Origin of the sequence: Pseudomonas fluorescens, from assembly GCF_000968015.1 — a bacterium.
Taxonomy (GTDB): domain Bacteria; phylum Pseudomonadota; class Gammaproteobacteria; order Pseudomonadales; family Pseudomonadaceae; genus Aquipseudomonas; species Aquipseudomonas fluorescens_W.
Window position 1 is genome coordinate 28,311 of the sequence record NZ_LACH01000072.1, and the last position, 16,726, is coordinate 45,036.

Consider the following 16,726-nt stretch of genomic DNA (forward strand, 5'->3'; position numbering starts at 1 on the left):
CAGACCATGAAAAAACTGGGCAGCCAATCTCCCCGGTGGCGCGGTATGTGGTTATTGTTCAGGCATAACAACACCGTCGTCAGAACGGATGCAGTCGGCGCGAAAATTGCCTGGATGTCGAAATCATCCACCCCGAGGTTTGCCGTGGCTGCCTACAACCTGCGTCAATTGAAGTACTTCATCACCACCGTCGAATGCGGCAGCGTCGCCGAGGCGTCGCGCAAGCTGTACATCGCCCAGCCGGCGATATCCACGGCGATCAAAGGCCTGGAAGACAGCTTCGGGGTGCAACTGCTGATCCGTCATCACGCTCAGGGCGTGTCATTGACCCCCAGCGGCGCGCGCTTCTACCGCAAGGCTCAGGAACTGCTGCGCATGGCCAAGGAGTTCGAACAGAACGCCCTCGCCGACAACGACGTGGTGGCCGGGCAAATCGATATTGGTTGTTTCGAGACGGTCGCGCCGCTGTACCTGCCGCAGTTGATTGCCGGATTCTCGGCGCTGTATCCGGGGGTGAAAATCCGCATCCGCGACGGCGAACAGCAAGAGCTGGTGCAAGGCCTGACCTCGGGCACCTTCGACCTGGCGATCCTGTATGAACACGACCTCGACGCCACCATCCAGACCGAACCCTTGATGCCGGCGCAACGGCCTTATGCGTTGCTGCCGGCGGATCATCGCTTTGCCCAACTCAAGCAAGTGTCGCTGCGTGATCTGTGCCTGGAGCCGATGATTCTGCTGGACGTGCAACCGAGCCGGACCTACTTCGTCAGCCTGTTCGAAGAGTTGGGGCTGACGCCGAACATCGCCTTCAGCTCGCCGTCGATCGAGATGGTCCGGGGCATGGTCGGGCAAGGGTTCGGCTTCTCTATCCTGGTCACCCGACCGCATTCGGAATGCACCTATGACGGCCAGAAAGTGGTGTGCGTGGACATCGTCGAAGACATCACCGGCTCAGGGCTGGTGGCGGCGTGGTTGAAACGCGGGCAGTTGACTAAACCGGCGCAGTTGTTTGCCGACTATTGTCGGGAGCAGTTGACCGCCAAAGCCGCCTCTTGAACATCAACGTCAAAAGATCGCAGCCTCGTTTCACTCGACAGCTCCTACATGTACCGCGTATCCCTTGTAGGAGCTGTCGAGTGAAACGAGGCTGCGATCTTTTGACCTTCAGCTTTTACGAGGCTTGATCCGCGCGGTTGCCTCGGCCACCAGCGGATCATCCGGCCAGTAGTGCTTCGGATACCGCCCCTTCAAATCCTTCTTCACCTCGGCATACGTACTGCGCCAGAAGTTCGCCAGGTCCTGGGTCACCTGCACCGGTCGCCTCGCCGGGGACAGCAAATGCAGTTTGACCACTTGCCGGCCACCGGCAATCCGAGGGGTCTCGGCCAAGCCGAACAACTCCTGCAACCGCACTGCCAGAATCGGCGGCTGCTCACTGTAGTCCAGACGAATCGATGAACCCGAAGGCACGCTCAAATGATGCGGCGCCAGCTCATCGAGCCGTTGCGGCAGCGGCCACGGCAATAGGTTGTGGACGATGCTCGACAGGTCCAGATTGGCGAAGTGACTGAGCCGCGAAACTTTGCCCAGATATGGCATCAGCCAATGTTCGAGGCTTTTGAGCAGTGCAGCATCGCTGACATCCGGCCATTCACTCTGCTCTTTACTGCCGAGATCCAGCTGCCGCAGCAACGCCACTCGCGCTTGCCACTGACGCAGCTCCGGGGTCCACGGTAATAGCTCCAGACCTTTGCGTCGCACCAGATTCACCAGCGCCTGACTGCGGGCGGTCTCATCTAGTCCGGTCAACGGCTCGCGGCTGAGGATCAATTCACCGACCTTACGCTGACGCTCGGCGCGCAACACGCCTTCGCGCTCGTCCCAATCCAGTTGATCGACCACGCGCACTTGCTCGGCCAACACTGAATCGAACAGCCCTGGATCGAAATCCGCCGCCAGATAAATCCGTTCTTCACGCTGGCCCTGACGGCTGCCGAGATCGGCGATCACCAGCCACGGTTGCTTCATCAAACTGTCGGCTTCGGCGAACAACGCTGCGCGACCGTTGGCCAGGCGATACTCAGCGCCACCGGCACGACGCTGCTGGGCAACACGGTCGGGATAGGCCAACGCCAGCAGTGCGCCGAGCCAACGCGGATGATCCGGATCGCTGACCGGCTCCGACGCCTTGCCCCGCAGATAACCGCGATACTGACGCGCCAGTTGCCTGGCACGTTGCACGCCACCCTGAGCGCCGCGTGCGGCGCGCTCTTCGCCGGACAACAGCACCAGTCGACTGTGCAGATCCGCCCCGGCGCCACGCAAAATATCCCGCTCACCGAGCAATGCCGCGACATCGCACGCCATGTCGGCCAAGCCAAGCGCCTGACCGCGCAACAGCAAATGCGCAATACGTGGATGCGCCGGCAGTTCGGCCATGGCCTGACCGTGGCGGGTCAGCGCTTCGCCGTCCAATGCGCCCAGGCGCTCAAGCAAGTCCTGAGCCTGTGCATAAGCGGCCGCTGGCGGCACGTCGAGCCACACCAATTGCCCCGGCGTCACGCCCCAGCGGCCGAGCTGCAACGCTAGCCCGGCAAGATCCGCCGAGAGGATTTCCGCACTGGCATAGGCCGCCAGTTGTTCATGCTGATCCTGCGACCACAACCGATAACACACACCCGGTTCCAACCGCCCTGCCCGGCCCGCGCGCTGAGTGGCGCTGGCTTTGGAAATACGTTGAGTGTCGAGGCGGGCCATGCCGCTGCCCGGGTCGAAACGCGGCACCCGCGCCAACCCGGCATCGATCACCACGCGCACGCCATTAATGGTCAGGCTGGTCTCGGCGATGTTGGTCGCCAGCACCACTTTGCGTTTGCCGGCGGGGGCCGGATCAATCGCCGCGCGTTGCGCGGCGAGGTCCAGTTCACCGTGCAACGGGCAGAGCAGCACTTGCGTGCTCTCGCCCAGTGCATCGGCGAGTTGTTGATGTACCCGACGGATTTCCGCCTGCCCCGGCAAGAACACCAGCACGCTGCCGGTTTCATCATTCAGTGCTTCGAGAATGGTCTGCACCAGACGCGGCTCGATGAATTCACCCGGTTGAAACGGCCGCCCCCAGCGCATCGCCACCGGGTACATGCGGCCTTCGCTGCGCAGGATCGGCGCGTCATCGAGCAACCCGGCCAGGCGTTCGCCTTCCAGCGTTGCCGACATCAACAGGATTTTCAGCGGTTGATCGTCACGAAACAGCTCGCGGCCATTCAGGCTCAAGGCCAGCGCCAGATCGGCGTCGAGACTGCGCTCGTGGAATTCGTCGAAAATCAGCAGGCCAACGCCTTCGAGCGCCGGGTCGTCCTGCAAGCGTCGGGTCAGAATCCCTTCGGTGACCACTTCGATGCGGGTGTTGGGGCCGACTTTGCTGTCGAGACGAATGCGATAGCCGACGGTTTCGCCGACCTTCTCGCCCAGCTCACTGGCCAGACGCTCCGCTGCTGCCCGCGCGGCCAAACGGCGCGGCTCAAGCATCAGAATGGTCTGCCCGGCCAACCAGGGCTCGTTGAGCAAGGCCAACGGCACACGGGTGGTTTTACCGGCACCGGGCGGTGCTTCGAGCACGGCTTCGTGGCGTGTAGCCAAGGCTTCACGCAGGGCGGGTAAAACTTCATCAATCGGCAAAGAAATCATGCTGGCTCCCCAGGGCGTGCCCACAGTAAATTGCGAGTCGCGTTGAAGCTGTGGGCGTGCCAGGCAAGGCGCGGGACGCAGGTAAGGGTCGTTTCCTTACCAAGTTCCGCAACGCAGCATGGCACGTCCACAGCTTCAGCCCGGAGGGCCGAACCCCAGTAAAACTTATTAGCCATTGCGCGTGGTCGATCTGGAAAAAACAACTTCAGTACTCAACTAATCCTGGAAGGGGTGAGACGCGGCCGAAATTTACTGTGGGCACGCCCTGCCGCCGGGAAGTATAACGGCGAAGCGCCCGGCTCAATGTAACCGGGCGCTCAGAATCTAGATTTTGAACGCGGTTCGTATGCGCGTCGCTATTTCACCGATAGTCACTCCACGCAGCCCGATGGCTTTCATGTCCACGTCCAGTGAAGGCATGACATCCAGAAACTGCCGTAAATCCTCTGTGATGCTTTCCGGTAGATCAAACTCAGAGTCTGCTGAAAGAAGCCGAGACAAAACAATAATGTCTTTCAGGTGTTTATTGCTTTTGCGGCCGGCGTTCGACTCTTCGCACTCCGGGCGGCTGAGATTGGTCCATGCCTGTGCTTTTAGCGGGATCAGTCGGTCGACACCAATGTAGGAAAGATCCGCAGTGTCGTTACGACCTTCTACGATGAAGGCGTAATAAGCCTCGTCGAGCAGAATTGCTGACAGATCGGAAATATCTCCGTCTACAGGGACTGGAGTCAGGTGAGCACCTTCCGGCAATGACAAGCCTTCAGGGGCCCTTGAGAATAACTCCAAAAGTACCGGGTAGTTCTCGGCGGCAGGATTGCCGAATCTATAGCGTCTTGTCGGCCCATCAAGCGCCTGACGCTCCGTGTAACCGCCGCGCTTCACGAACGCCCAGAACTCGGCGCCGAACACGTCATCCAAAGCTTCAATGATGAGAACGATATCCAGATCACGGGTCGCCCGGAACTCCAGGCCTGCTTCTTCAAGGGCCAGACTGGCTGCAACGCCGCCGATCAGCACATATCGATCCGCGTGTCCGGCAAAGGCCCCGCGAAAGGTATCCAGTCCTTTTACCATTCGATCTTCTCCATCATTTCATCAAGACTGATCTGGACTCTGTCGTCTACGTCATCCTTCAAGCTGAGGTAGAGAGACAGAGGGTCCACACTTTCTCTCGACACTGGAACACAGGTTTTGCCAAGAATGTGATCGGGAGAGTAACTCCAGATTTCGACCTCAAAATCGGGATCATCAAATCGACCGACTTCTTTGCGGCCGGAGCCCCTGACCTCCAGGTCCCACTCTTCTTTGGAAAACGCGATTATCGGTATCGGAGGCTCCCCGAGCATCGATGCTTTGCTGAGCGCAGACAGACCAGCCAATCGCTGCAACACAGGGGGCCAATCAGAGTACGTCACCCGTTTCACCGGGTTTTGTAATGCTGGAAGGGCTTTTTCCCAGATAACTTCAGGCGTCGCTACAAAGCGCCAGCGAGGTGGTTTGTCATTCGAGGCAGGCTCTATCAATCCGAACGATTGGAATTCTTTCATCGCCCTGGACATTGTCATTTTCGAATACGCCTCACCCCCCACCAGATCTGCGCCTCGAAAGGTAAAGTCCTTATCCCACCCTCGGCTGATGGCTGCGATAAGCAGTACCTGGCTCGCTGGGCCCATGACTTGTTTTTCGACTTGCCTGCTGCGAAAAAACTCACGCAGATCCATTCCAAGCTGTGGAGCGAAGAGTTGATTGCCAGGCACTACAAACTGAACGCCCGACTCGATGAGACGTTTTCTTTCATATGATTTGAGTGCACCGGTCGCGTAGAGGATCGGGTGATCCACCATTTTCTGCAGAATTTCGATGTGCTTGCGGATCGTCGTAACGTTTTCAAAAGGCTCGTGAGCAAGCAATACGAGGCATTGCCGATCGTAGAGCGTCACGATGTCGAAGGCGTATTCGTCCAAGAGATAAAAGGGTAAACCTATGGTTTTCCCCCAGCGCTTGATTTCGGGTTTAACCCCGAAAATCGATTCGAAGTAATCTTGAATCTCTTGTCTGCTGGTTTTCACTTTCACACCAAATAACACGTTTTCAGCACAGTAACAGCCAGGCTGTTACTGTTCAATAATCGCGTTACCAGCGTATTAGTTCAGCACGCTTCCAGCACGGCTTCGTGGCGTGTAGCCAAGGCTTCACGCAGGGCAGGTAAAACTTCATCAATCGGCAAAGAAATCATGCTGGCTCCCCAGGGCGTGCCCACAGTAAATTGCGAGTCGCGTTGAAACTGTGGGCGTGCCAGGCAAGGCGCGGGACGCAGGTAAGGGTCGTTTCCTTACCAAGTTCCGCAACGCAGCATGGCACGTCCACAGCTTCAGCCCGGAGGGCCGAACCCCCAAAAACCCATCAGCCGTCACGCGTTGTCGATCTGGAAAAAACAACATCAATCCTCAACTATTCCAGTGGGGGTGAGACGCGGCCACAATTTACTGTGGGCACGCCCTGCCGAGCGCGAGTATAACGGCGAACTGCTTGTCGCTCATTGCTGTCCTAATTCATATAGACGCCCCTTCGTTTTCCAGATGACTCAGGAGATTTCATATGCGTGTTCCCTTTCGCTTGATTGGCGGTGTATTGGTCGCGACATTGCTGACCCAGGTGACCGCTTGCGGATCGATTTTCTACCCTGACCGTCGCGGTCAGATTGACGGCAAGATCGACCCGGCCATCGCTGCGCTCGATGCCGTGGGCCTGCTGTTCTACATCATCCCCGGCCTGATCGCGTTTGCCGTGGACTTCGCCACCGGCGCGATTTACTTCGAGCCAGGCAAGACCGCCCAGGTGGCCCCGGAAAAACTCAAGGAAGCCATCGGTGCCGACGGCAAGGTCGATAACCACAAGTTGCAGACTATTCTTGAAACCGAACTGGGCCGCAGCTTCCCGCTGGATGACCCACGCCTGATCCAGCACAAGGGCAGCGCCCAGCAACTGGCCATGTTCGGCCTGCAACCTGCCGCGTAATCCGTGCACTTAAAGGAATAGCCGCACTTATGATCGCAAGCTCCGAACACGCCCGCCTGCTGCTGCTGGCGACCCGTGCCTCGGTGGCGGTGGCGTGCACGTTGATCGTCGCCAAAGCCATCGCCTGGTGGTTGAGCGGTTCGGTGAGCATGCTCGCCGGGTTGACCGACTCTACGCTCGACGGCGTCACCTCGCTGCTCAACCTGCTCGCTGTGCATTACGCCTTGCGCCCGGCCGACGATGATCATCGGTATGGACACGGCAAGGCCGAGTCGTTGGCGGGCATGGCTCAGGCGTTGTTCATTGGCGGCAGTGCGGTGCTGATTGCCTTGCAGGCGATTGATCGACTGAAATACCCGGAACCGGTGGGAGCGCCGTGGATCAGCATCGGGGTGATTGTGTTTTCCCTGGCGCTGACCCTGGCCCTGTTGATGTTGCAACATCGGGTCGTCAAGGCGACCGGCTCCAACGCGGTGCGCGCCGATTCCCTGCATTACCGTTCGGACATGCTGCTCAACGGCAGCATTCTGGTGGCGCTGGTGCTCGCCGGGTTCGGTTGGCATCAGGTCGACCCCTGGTTCGGATTGGGGATCGCCGCCTACATTCTATGGAGCGCGATTCAGATCGCCCGGGAAAGTTTTATGGTGCTGATGGATGAAGAACTGCCGTCGGACGTCAGCCAGCACATGCTCAAACTGGCCTGCAGCGTACCGGGAGTATTGGGGGCGCACGACCTGCGTACACGGGTTTCCGGCAACCAGTGGTTCGTGCAGTTGCACCTGGAATTGCCGGGGGACCTGACCCTGTCAGTCGCTCACGGCATCAGCGACCAAGCCGCCGATGCCATTCATGCCGCCTACCCGCGAGCCGAAGTGCTGGTGCACGCCGACCCGCAGGAAGTGGTGCTGGCAGGCAGGGCTCAGAAAGAAACCTGATAGCCGCGACTGCTCAGGCAGTTGCCCTGGGCCTGTCGATAGGCTTGTACCACCGACGGGTCTGGCTGGTAGGTAGCCGTTCGCGGATCGAAGCCACTCTGCTGCACTGCGTATTGATAGCAGTCGTAACCGTCCTGGTTGACCTGCTCCGGCGACTGACCGTTGGCCGGATACGCCACCACGTCATAACCATTGCTGACCGGTTGCGGCTGCGGTTGCAGGGGCGGTTCGACCACGACGTAATCCTGAGTGTTTTCCTGATAGGCGTAATAAGAACCGGCCGCGAGGAACAACAGCGCCCCGCCGATCCACACTTCACGCGCGTAATCCGGCAAGTAGCTGACGCGAATCCCGCGTGGAGGCTCAACCACCACGTAGCGCGGGCCTTGCGGGCGATACCAGTAGCCGCCGGAGTAGAAGTAATCCTGACCACGGTACGGCACACGGTAATCACGGTCGGGGAAGCGATCGATCACATGACCGGGACGGTACTGCGGGCCAGGCCCCCAGCCATTGCCATGCCCATCCGGGCGACCGGCCCAGCGATGGTCATCGGGACGCGGACCGTTGTTCTGCCAATACTGGTTGTAATCGTTGCGCCGCGGCACGTCCTGGTAGTAACCACGCTGCGGCTGCTGGGTCTGGCGCACGGTGTCGGGCCGCCCCTGAATCGGCAGGTCGTTGGCTGGTAACTGCGGAGGTGGCGGCGGCGAGCGAACCGGATTGTTGTAATCGTGCTGCGGCCGGGGCTGGTTCTGCCATTGGCCGTTGTTCTGATTCTGGTCGTTGTGCTCGAACTGGCGACTGTTGTCACCACGAATGATTTCGTTATTCTGCGCACGCGGCTGGTTTTGCTGCGGATTGTTCTGCGGGCGCGGCTGGTTATCGCCGCCGTGGCCCTGATTGTTTCCCTGGTGGCCATCCGAGCCGCGCTGCCCGCCATCGGGGCCACGGTTTTGCGGCTCATCGGCCAGCGATTGCGCAGTGACACTTACACACAGCAAACCAACACCGGCCAAACGCCAGATGCGCGACTTCATGCTTTTCCTCACTGCGGGTTAGGGCCTGTACGTAAGACTGGGAAAGCACAGGCCGGTTCTGCAACAGGTTATCAGTCACGCAACTTATTTATTGAGGGCAGTCGGCAAATTCCGGGCAAAAGAAAAGGGAGACCCGTCGGCCTCCCTTTAGAGAACTTCGTCCGTGCTCGACGCTTATGACGTCGGCTCACCTCACGCCGTCTTCTGGACAGTGTGTAGCTCGGGGGCCGACACATCCCCTGTGGGGGTGGCGGCCGCAGCTGGCCTGATTGGGCGAGCTGCTGTGGACTGTTTGTCCGAGCAGTGATTCTGGTGATAAGAATAGGCCGGAGGCGCCGGCAGAGGATTGCGAAGATTGCTCAAATAAACATCACTTGCGCAATTTTTAACCCTGGATAGATAATCCACCGCAATAGTTATGACAAAGGCCTGATTGATGAGCAAACTCGACCGATACGACCTGAGCATTTTGGCGGAATTGCAGCGTGACGCGCGCATCTCCAACCAGGAGCTGGCCGAACGCATCGGCCTGTCCCCCTCGCCATGCTCGCGGCGGGTCAAGCAGCTGGAGGACGACGGTTACATTTCCCGCCAAGTGGCCCTGCTGGACCGCAAGATGCTTGGCCTGAGCCTGACAGCTTACGTGTTGATTGGTATGGACCGGCATACGCCGGAGCGGTTCGAGAACTTCGAAGCGGCGATTCGTACGTTGCCGCAGGTTCTGGAATGCAGTTTGGTGACCGGGATGGATGCCGACTACCAGCTCAAGGTCGTCGTACCGGATATGGACCACTATCAAAAATTGCTGCTGGGACACCTGACCCGGATTGAAGGGGTAACGAGTGTGCGGTCGAGTTTTGTGCTTAATCAGGTGCTCAACAGCACTGAGTTGCCCCTCACTCACTTGCGCAGCTGAGACCCGATTCTGTAGATCCGTAGGACTGTAGGAGCTGTCGAGTNNACGAGGCTGCGATCTTTTGACTTTTCTTTTAAAAACAAATCAAAAGATCGCAGCCTCGTTTCACTCGACAGCTCCTACACAGCTCCTACAAGGGTAGAGCCGGGCGACGAATAGCTGCGACACACTGCCGCAGGCCAATACTTCGCCAATCCCCCATGCCGTATACTCCAGCGCCTTTTAGCCCTGCCCGCGCTGGAGATGTCCGATGGATCCTGCAGTATTCGAAGAGTGGATGATGACTGGACTGGTCAGCATCCTGATCATTTTCATGGGTTTCATCGTCTGGGATCTGGCGAAAAAATCTAAGGCCGGGCGTTTTGGCTCGTTCATCCTGTTCTTCGTACTCGGCTTGGGCGTGGCCGCGTTCGTGATCAAAAGCGTGGTCATCGGCCTGATCGAATCCGGCACGTTATAAACGCGCCGGCACTTCCTTCCACTGGCCCTGATCGAGCCCTTCGATCGACCAGTCACCGATTCTGACCCGCACCAGACGCAACGTCGGCAAGCCGACCGCCGCGGTCATGCGCCGTACCTGACGGTTACGCCCTTCGCGAATCACCAACTCCAGCCAGCTCGTCGGCACGCTTTTGCGAAAGCGTACGGGCGGGTTGCGTGGCCACAGTTCAGGTTCTTCAAGCTGCCGCGCTTCAGCCGGTAGCGTCATGCCATCGTTCAGCTCCACGCCATCGCGTAAACGCTGCAATTGCTCGGCACTCGGCTCGCCTTCCACCTGCACCCAATAGGTCTTCGCCAGTTTGTGCTTCGGGTCGGCGATCCGCGCCTGAAGCTGGCCATCGTTGGTCAGCAGCAGCAAACCTTCGCTGTCGCGGTCCAGCCGTCCTGCCGGGTAAATCCCGGGAATCTCGATGTAATCCTTGAGCGTCGCCCGCCCTTCGCCGTCGCTGAATTGCGTCAGCACATCGAACGGTTTATTGAACAGAATCAGCTTCGGCTCGGCCGGCGGCGCTTTAGCGACACGGCGCGGGGCTGAGGACGATGGCGCAGGCTTCACGCCAGGGCGGCGGGAAACGGGACGTTGAGGACGGGACATGGGAAAAGGAACATCTAACGGTCGGGGCTGCTAATGCTAGTGCCCTGACCGCTAAATGACCATCTCGCAATCAGCGGAACGGCGGCTCGTCGAAGCTGCGCAGTTTGCGCGAGTGCAGCGAGTTGAGTTCGGTGCGCAACAGATCCACCGCCTCGATACCGATCTTCAAGTGCTGGCTGACCGCGCGCTCATAGAAGGCGTTGGCCGAACCCGGCAGTTTGATTTCGCTGTGCAACGGTTTGTCCGAGACACAGAGCAACGTGCCGTACGGAACCCGCAAGCGATAACCTTGCGCCGCGATGGTGCCGCTTTCCATGTCCACCGCCACGGCGCGAGACAGGTTGATCAGCGGACGCTCCTGAGCCCAGCGCAATTCCCAGTTACGGTCGTCGTAGGTCAGTACGGTGCCGGTGCGCAGGCGTTTTTTCAGCTCGTCGCCCTTCTCACCGGTGATATTGGCCGCCGCTTGCTGCAACGCCATCTGCACTTCCGCCAGGGCCGGTATCGGAATATTCGGCGGCACGACCCGATCCAGAATCCCGTCGCGGCGCATGTAAGCGTGCGCCAGCACGTAATCGCCAATCGTCTGCGACTGACGCAAGCCGCCACAGTGGCCGATCATCAGCCAGCAATGCGGACGCAGCACCGCCAGGTGGTCGGTGATGTTCTTGGCGTTGGACGGGCCGACGCCGATGTTCACCAGGGTCACGCCGTGGCCGTCGCTGGCGATCAGGTGATAGGCCGGCATCTGATAACGGTGCCAAACCACACCGGCGGCAATCGCCGAGGCTTCGCCGTGGTCCATGCTTTTTTCGATGATCACGTTGCCCGGTAAGACCATGCGCACGAAACGCGGATCGCTGCGCAACTGTTCCAGGCCATGGACGATGAACTGGTCAACGTAGCGGTGGTAGTTGGTCAGCAGAATCCATGGCTGCACATGACGCCAGTCGCTGCCAGTGTAATGCACCAGACGGCGCAGGGAGAAATCCACCCGCGCAGCGTCGAACAAGGCCAACGGCAGCGGGTCGGTGTTTTCCCAATCGTACAAACCGTCGGCGATGCCATCGGTCGCGGCCGACAAGTCGGTACTCGGGAACACCCGCGCCAGCACGGCCGCAGTCACGCCGGAGCCGGCCAGCTCATCGCCCTGCTCAACCACGTACGGATAAGGAATATTTTGCTGACTGATGCCCACTTCTACCGTCACGGTGAAGTCGTGCATCAACGGCACCAGCTGTTCCAGCAGGTATTTACGGAAGGCGGCGGGATGAGTGACGGTGACGCTGTAAGTCCCCGGCAGTTGAACCTTGGCGTAGGCGCGAGTGGTCTGTGGGACTTCGCCCTGGCAATGGTAGGTCAGACGCAATTCGGGATAACGAAACATCGCACGCTGTTCGGCGTCCGGTTCGACTCGATCCTTGAGGTAACGCTTGAGCGCCTGGTTCAGCGCGGTGGTTGCACGATTGTGCAAGAGCGCAAGCCGGTCCACGGCTTGCTCGGCGGTTTGAACGACAATAAAAGCTTCGGTCACGATCAGCATCCTGTGTTCTGACTTGCAGGCCTTCATCTTGCCTTGATCGTCGCTTCACGGGAACAGCGGAGTGTTGATTCACAGATGCTGTGCACACCACCTATCCAATGTGGGAGCGAGCTTGCTCGCGATGACTGACTAACATCCGGCAGAGATGTCGAATGTCATACCGCTATCGCGAGCAAGCTCGCTCCCACATGGGTTCAGTGTCATTCATCAAGGACTGGTCAGAACCCTTGTGGGGTCGACCGGGCCACAATCGCTTCCACATCCAGCCCACGTGGCAACGCGCCATACACCCGACCGGCCGAACCGAGGCGGCTCGCAATGAAAGCGTCACTCACGGCGGCGTTGCCCGCCTCCAGCAACAGCTTGGCCTGAAGGCCCAACGCAATGTCTTCGGTGAGCTGCCGCGCACGATACTGAATGTCGCTGGTGTCCTTGAACGCTGCCTGCAATTGGCTGATGTGTGCGGCCAGGCGTTTGTCGCCATGACCATCGCCCAATTCGCTGAACAGTACGTCGAGCACACCCGGTTCCTTCGACAACGCTCGCAACACGTCGAGGCATTGCACGTTGCCGGAACCTTCCCACGTCGAATTGACCGGTGCCTCACGGTACAACCGCGGCAAGATACTGTCTTCGACATAACCGGCACCGCCCATGCATTCGGCCGCCTCGTTGATCATCCCGGGCGCGCGCTTGCAGATCCAGTACTTGCCCACCGCCGTGACCAGCCGAGCGAATTTGGCTTCATGGTCGTCATCCAGATGATCCAGCGCCTGGCCCATACGCAGGCTCAAGGCCAGGGCGGCTTCGCTTTCCAGGGCCAGGTCGGCCAGTACGTTCTGCATCAAGGGTTGCTCGCTGAGCAACTTTCCGCCGACCTTGCGGTGGGCGCAGTGATGGCTGGCCTGGGTCAGGGCCTGGCGCATCAGCGAACTGGAACCGACCATGCAATCGAAGCGGGTCATGGCGACCATTTCGATGATGGTCGGAACTCCCCGCCCTTCCTCGCCGACCATCCACGCCAGCGCACCACGGAATTCCACTTCGCTGGAAGCGTTGGAGCAATTGCCAAGTTTGTTCTTCAGGCGCTGTATGTAGAACTGATTGCGCGTGTCGTCCGGGCGATGGCGCGGCAGCAGGAAACAGGTCAACCCCTTGTCAGTCTGGGCCAAGGTCAGGAACGCATCGCACATCGGTGCCGAACAGAACCACTTGTGGCCCACCAGTTCATACGCCTGGCCCGGACCACTGGCGCCGACCGGAAAAGCCTTGGTGGTGTTGGCCCGCACGTCGGTGCCGCCCTGTTTCTCGGTCATGGCCATGCCGATGGTGACCCCGGCCTTGTGGGCCATGCCGACGTTGCGCGGGTCGTATTCGGTAGAAAGGATTTTCGGCAGCCACTGCTCGGCCAGGTCCGGTTGCAGACGCATCGCTGGAACGCTGGCGAAGGTCATGGTCAGCGGGCAACCACTGCCTGCTTCGGCCTGGCTGTGCAGGTAGGTCATGGAGGCGCGGGCGACATGAGCACCGGACTGCGGATGCGCCCAGGGCAATGAGGTCAAACCGTGTTCGACCGCGGTGCGCATCAACTCGTGATACGCCGGGTGAAATTCCACCAGATCGATGCGATGGCCGTAACGGTCATGGCTGCTGAAAACCGGTTTGTTCTGATTGGCCAGGAACCCCGCTTCCATCAGTGGCCCGCCGGCCAGCGCGCCGTAAGCGTCGATCCGCGACTCGGCCCACTCGGCCCCGAAACGCCGCGACCACTCCTGCAACGGCAAGTCGATGCGATACAGGTTGGCGCCGTCCAGCGACGGTGGCTGGTTGGTGACTTCGTGGGTTTCGGCGAACTGATGCAGGTTCATGACGGGGCTCCTTTGGTCAGCCAAGTGACTTCAGTTAAGCACCGCCCCTTGGCCGAACAAAGTGTCATATCTGCCTAACTGTCGGCGCTTTCACCCTGTCTTGGACACAGCACCCGGCGATAGAGCGCTGCCTGCAGGTCCTCGAATTTCACCGGCTTGCTCAGGTAATCGATCAAGGCACCGGTCGGGCAGCGTTCCCGATCAATGCTCAAGGCAATCACGAACACCGGCAGTTCGGCGCAGCCCGGCAACGCGCGTATCTGGCAACAAAGGGACGTGCCACCCAGAGATGGAGGCTGGCAATCGAGCAATACCGCATCGAAGGTTTCGCGCTGCAAGTGATCGATCGCGCTAGCCCCGTTGTCGGCGGTGCGAACCCGGAAGCCCAGCTTGAGCAACATGCCACGCATCACCAGCTGATTGATGCTGTTGTCATCAACCAGCAGGACGGTGCAGTCCTGAGGCAGCCGCAGACGAGGAAATTCCCGGGTCATCAAGGGCACTGACGGCCGCTCCACCACAGGCAGTTCGAACTCGACGTCGAGCTGGAAGCGGCTGCCGCGACCAAGCTCGGAGCGGTGGGTCAGTTTTCCACCGAGCAATTCGACCAGTTGCCGACAGATCGCCAGGCCGACGCCCAGACCGCCGTATTCACGGGTCATCGAGCCATCGAGCTGGAAGAACCGCTGATACAGTGTCGCCTCCCCCAGATCGGTGAAGCCGATGCCGGTGTCGATCACCGCAAAGGACAGGGCCAATCGGTCGGGCGCCACGGGTTTACCCGTCACCCGCAGCGCCAGTCCGCCGATCCGAGTGAACTTGATCGCGTTATCCAGCAGGCACTCCAGGCATTGCGCCAACTTGGCGCTGTCACCGTGCAAGCGATCCGGCAGCCCCGGCGTGACCTCGACTTTGAAGTCCAGCGACTTGCTCAACGCGTTGCCCTCGAACTGCAGGCGCAAAGCCTCGACCACGCCGCGCAAACTGAAAACGGCCGGATAGGTCTTGAGCTTGCCGGCCTGCAACTCGGTCAGGGTGAGGATGCCGTTGACCATGCGCATCATGTCTCGCGCGGAACCGGCGGCCGTTTGCTGGTATTGCTCCAGCTCCGGGTCCATCTCGACGGTCTGCATCAACTCCAGCGAGCCGATCACACCGTTCATGGGCGTGCGCAGTTCGTGGGTCAGGGTGGCGAGGAATTCGTCCTTGAGCTTGTTACTGCGAGCCAGTTGCTGGTTGAGCACTTCAAGCGTTTGACCGGCATCGAACAGGGTCTGCGCCTGTTGCTCGCGCATGGCATTAATGCGATCGGCCAGCGCCAGGGACAGCAGCGCCACTTCTATCGCCGAGCCAATCTGGCTGGAATACATGGTCAGGAACACGTTTGGCAGGTAACCCAGCACCATCAAGGTGTTGACGATGCCGCCGAGTAAAAACGCCGACCAGGCAATAATGAAATAACGCGCCACTCGCAGACCACGCAGCCAGGCGAAAATCCCTGCGGCAAAAATCACTACGGTGAAGATCAGTGCCAGCGCCGTCGCCAGGCGCAGGGCCAGTGCGTAACTGGTCATCAACGACAACCCGACCACCACCGCGCTAAACGCAATCAATGCCAGCAGTAAGCGGTCGAGCCAACGACTGTGGGTTGCCGTCTGCAAGAAGCTGCGCGCGAACTGGCTGCCGAACAGGCCTGCGCAACCGATGAAAAACGGCGTCGCTGCGTTGGCCCACCAAGGATTGTTCGGCCAGAAATATTCCACCGCCGCGCCATTCACTGACAGCTGATACAAGCCGAACGAGGCGATATAGAAGATGTAATAGAGGTAGCTGGTATCGCGCACGCTGAGATAGATGAACAGGTTGTACACCAGCATCCCCAGCAACACGCCGTAGATCAGCCCCAGCACATAAAGTCGGATGGGTTGCGCTTCCAGGTAAGCAGTGCTCGACCATAGGGTGACCGGCGCCTGGATCGACCCTTCACTTTGCAGGCGCAGGTACAGGGTTTGCGCTTGATCAGGAGTGAAGTTCAGATCGAACAGGTAGTTGTTCTGGCGGATTTCGCGACTGTCGAACGGCAAGGCATCGCCGGTCTGACGTGCCAGTTGATAGCCACCGGCCGCATCGGGCAAATAGAGATCAATGTGATCAAGGGGCGGATAGGCCAGTTCGAGCAACCAGGTGCGTTGCACCGCGGGGTTGTCCGGGCGGTAATGCAGGTCGATTTTCAGCCAGAACACTGAACGCGAGTAACCGGCGTTGAGGGTGGCTTTGTCGTGGGGTTTAAAGTTTCCGGCCGCGGCTTGCGCACGGACATCGGCGATGTTCGCCTGACCGCCCGCGTCTTCGAACACTTGCAAGGTTCGGCCCAGGGGAAGGCTTTGAGTGAACTCGTCGAATTCGACTGCACTCGCCATGAGAGGCAAGCACAACAGCAACATCAGCAAATAGCGCATTTAAGCCCCAGCGTGGCCTGTCCGGTTATCTCAGGAAGCCCCTCATTCCTTTTGAGTAGACGTAAAACCGGTATTACCTGTTATTGATTTGGATCCACTCTAGCATAGCCGTTGGTGGCCATTGAACACCATTGAAATTTTTCCTACAAAGGCTCTAGAAC

The 16,726-nt window shown here is 59.4% G+C and carries 13 protein-coding genes and 1 pseudogene; 5 read left to right on the forward strand and 9 right to left on the reverse strand.

Features of this window, described 5'->3' with window-relative positions; translation table 11 throughout:
• Positions 1-144 precede the first annotated feature (144 nt).
• Positions 145-1,059, forward strand: coding sequence for a LysR substrate-binding domain-containing protein (locus VD17_RS27520; protein WP_046048823.1), 915 nt, complete (start codon positions 145-147; stop codon positions 1,057-1,059).
• A 108-nt stretch (positions 1,060-1,167) separates the two neighbouring features.
• Here the strand turns inward: VD17_RS27520 and hrpB are convergent, their stop codons facing one another.
• From hrpB to VD17_RS33220, 4 genes and pseudogenes are all read right to left on the reverse strand, one after another.
• Positions 1,168-3,687 (reverse strand): ATP-dependent helicase HrpB, encoded by a 2,520-nt coding sequence (gene hrpB / locus VD17_RS27525; protein WP_046056584.1) that lies wholly within the window; start codon positions 3,685-3,687, stop codon positions 1,168-1,170.
• Positions 3,688-4,011: 324 nt separating this feature from the next.
• Positions 4,012-4,764 carry a nucleotidyl transferase AbiEii/AbiGii toxin family protein gene (locus VD17_RS27530; protein WP_046056585.1) on the reverse strand — a complete coding sequence of 251 codons (753 nt, stop codon included), beginning with the start codon at positions 4,762-4,764 and terminating at the stop codon, positions 4,012-4,014.
• Positions 4,758-5,765, reverse strand: coding sequence for a hypothetical protein (locus tag VD17_RS27535; protein WP_185753235.1), 1,008 nt, complete (start codon positions 5,763-5,765; stop codon positions 4,758-4,760). The genes VD17_RS27530 and VD17_RS27535 overlap by 7 nt, the downstream gene beginning before the upstream one ends.
• 80 nt (positions 5,766-5,845) lie before the next feature.
• Positions 5,846-5,926: pseudogene (locus tag VD17_RS33220) on the reverse strand (DEAD/DEAH box helicase); the annotation flags it as partial.
• Positions 5,927-6,288: 362 nt separating this feature from the next.
• On the opposite strand from VD17_RS33220, the gene VD17_RS27540 reads away from it, so the two are divergent.
• Both VD17_RS27540 and VD17_RS27545 read left to right on the forward strand, forming a co-directional pair.
• Positions 6,289-6,708: a hypothetical protein gene (locus VD17_RS27540; protein WP_046056587.1), complete on the forward strand. Its 420-nt coding sequence runs from the start codon at positions 6,289-6,291 to the stop codon at positions 6,706-6,708.
• A 29-nt stretch (positions 6,709-6,737) separates the two neighbouring features.
• Positions 6,738-7,643 carry a cation diffusion facilitator family transporter gene (locus VD17_RS27545; protein ID WP_046056588.1) on the forward strand — a complete coding sequence of 302 codons (906 nt, stop codon included), beginning with the start codon at positions 6,738-6,740 and terminating at the stop codon, positions 7,641-7,643.
• On the opposite strand, the gene VD17_RS27550 is transcribed toward VD17_RS27545, so the two are convergent.
• Positions 7,628-8,683 carry a DUF6515 family protein gene (locus VD17_RS27550; protein WP_046056589.1) on the reverse strand — a complete coding sequence of 352 codons (1,056 nt, stop codon included), beginning with the start codon at positions 8,681-8,683 and terminating at the stop codon, positions 7,628-7,630. The genes VD17_RS27545 and VD17_RS27550 overlap by 16 nt on opposite strands.
• Positions 8,684-9,119: 436 nt before the next feature.
• Between VD17_RS27550 and VD17_RS27555 the strand changes: the two genes are divergently transcribed.
• Entirely contained in the window at positions 9,120-9,599 is a 480-nt protein-coding gene (locus tag VD17_RS27555) for an Lrp/AsnC family transcriptional regulator (protein ID WP_007937367.1), read from the forward strand.
• A gap of 250 nt (positions 9,600-9,849) precedes the next feature.
• The gene (locus VD17_RS27560) at positions 9,850-10,059 is read left to right on the forward strand and encodes a DUF2788 domain-containing protein (protein ID WP_007937369.1); all 210 of its coding nucleotides are present in this window, start codon (positions 9,850-9,852) and stop codon (positions 10,057-10,059) included.
• Here VD17_RS27560 and VD17_RS27565 read toward each other — a convergent pair.
• The 4 genes from VD17_RS27565 to VD17_RS27580 all read right to left on the reverse strand — a co-directional run bounded on the left by VD17_RS27565 (position 10,054) and on the right by VD17_RS27580 (position 16,565).
• Positions 10,054-10,695, reverse strand: coding sequence for a pseudouridine synthase (locus tag VD17_RS27565; RefSeq protein WP_033054187.1), 642 nt, complete (start codon positions 10,693-10,695; stop codon positions 10,054-10,056). The genes VD17_RS27560 and VD17_RS27565 overlap by 6 nt on opposite strands.
• Before the next feature lie 70 nt (positions 10,696-10,765).
• Positions 10,766-12,265 carry an AMP nucleosidase gene (gene amn, locus VD17_RS27570; RefSeq protein ID WP_185753236.1) on the reverse strand — a complete coding sequence of 500 codons (1,500 nt, stop codon included), beginning with the start codon at positions 12,263-12,265 and terminating at the stop codon, positions 10,766-10,768.
• 191 nt (positions 12,266-12,456) lie between these two features.
• Positions 12,457-14,106 (reverse strand): acyl-CoA dehydrogenase family protein, encoded by a 1,650-nt coding sequence (locus VD17_RS27575; RefSeq protein ID WP_046056590.1) that lies wholly within the window; start codon positions 14,104-14,106, stop codon positions 12,457-12,459.
• A 74-nt stretch (positions 14,107-14,180) separates the two neighbouring features.
• Positions 14,181-16,565 carry a hybrid sensor histidine kinase/response regulator gene (locus tag VD17_RS27580; protein WP_046056591.1) on the reverse strand — a complete coding sequence of 795 codons (2,385 nt, stop codon included), beginning with the start codon at positions 16,563-16,565 and terminating at the stop codon, positions 14,181-14,183.
• Between the last annotated feature and the right edge of the window lie 161 nt (positions 16,566-16,726).

Bases quoted from the DNA above. Each gene is read 5' to 3' on its own strand.
- hrpB (WP_046056584.1), bottom strand. From the start codon at position 3,687: ATGATTTCTTTGCCGATTGATGAAGTTTTACCCGCCCTGCGTGAAGCC.
- VD17_RS27540 (WP_046056587.1), top strand. From the start codon at position 6,289: ATGCGTGTTCCCTTTCGCTTGATTGGCGGTGTATTGGTCGCGACATTG.
- VD17_RS27555 (WP_007937367.1), top strand. From the start codon at position 9,120: ATGAGCAAACTCGACCGATACGACCTGAGCATTTTGGCGGAATTGCAG.
- VD17_RS27575 (WP_046056590.1), bottom strand. From the start codon at position 14,106: ATGAACCTGCATCAGTTCGCCGAAACCCACGAAGTCACCAACCAGCCA.
- VD17_RS27560 (WP_007937369.1), top strand. From the start codon at position 9,850: ATGGATCCTGCAGTATTCGAAGAGTGGATGATGACTGGACTGGTCAGC.
- VD17_RS27580 (WP_046056591.1), bottom strand. From the start codon at position 16,565: ATGCGCTATTTGCTGATGTTGCTGTTGTGCTTGCCTCTCATGGCGAGT.
- VD17_RS27550 (WP_046056589.1), bottom strand. From the start codon at position 8,683: ATGAAGTCGCGCATCTGGCGTTTGGCCGGTGTTGGTTTGCTGTGTGTA.
- amn (WP_185753236.1), bottom strand. From the start codon at position 12,265: ATGAAGGCCTGCAAGTCAGAACACAGGATGCTGATCGTGACCGAAGCT.
- VD17_RS27565 (WP_033054187.1), bottom strand. From the start codon at position 10,695: ATGTCCCGTCCTCAACGTCCCGTTTCCCGCCGCCCTGGCGTGAAGCCT.
- VD17_RS27530 (WP_046056585.1), bottom strand. From the start codon at position 4,764: ATGGTAAAAGGACTGGATACCTTTCGCGGGGCCTTTGCCGGACACGCG.
- VD17_RS27545 (WP_046056588.1), top strand. From the start codon at position 6,738: ATGATCGCAAGCTCCGAACACGCCCGCCTGCTGCTGCTGGCGACCCGT.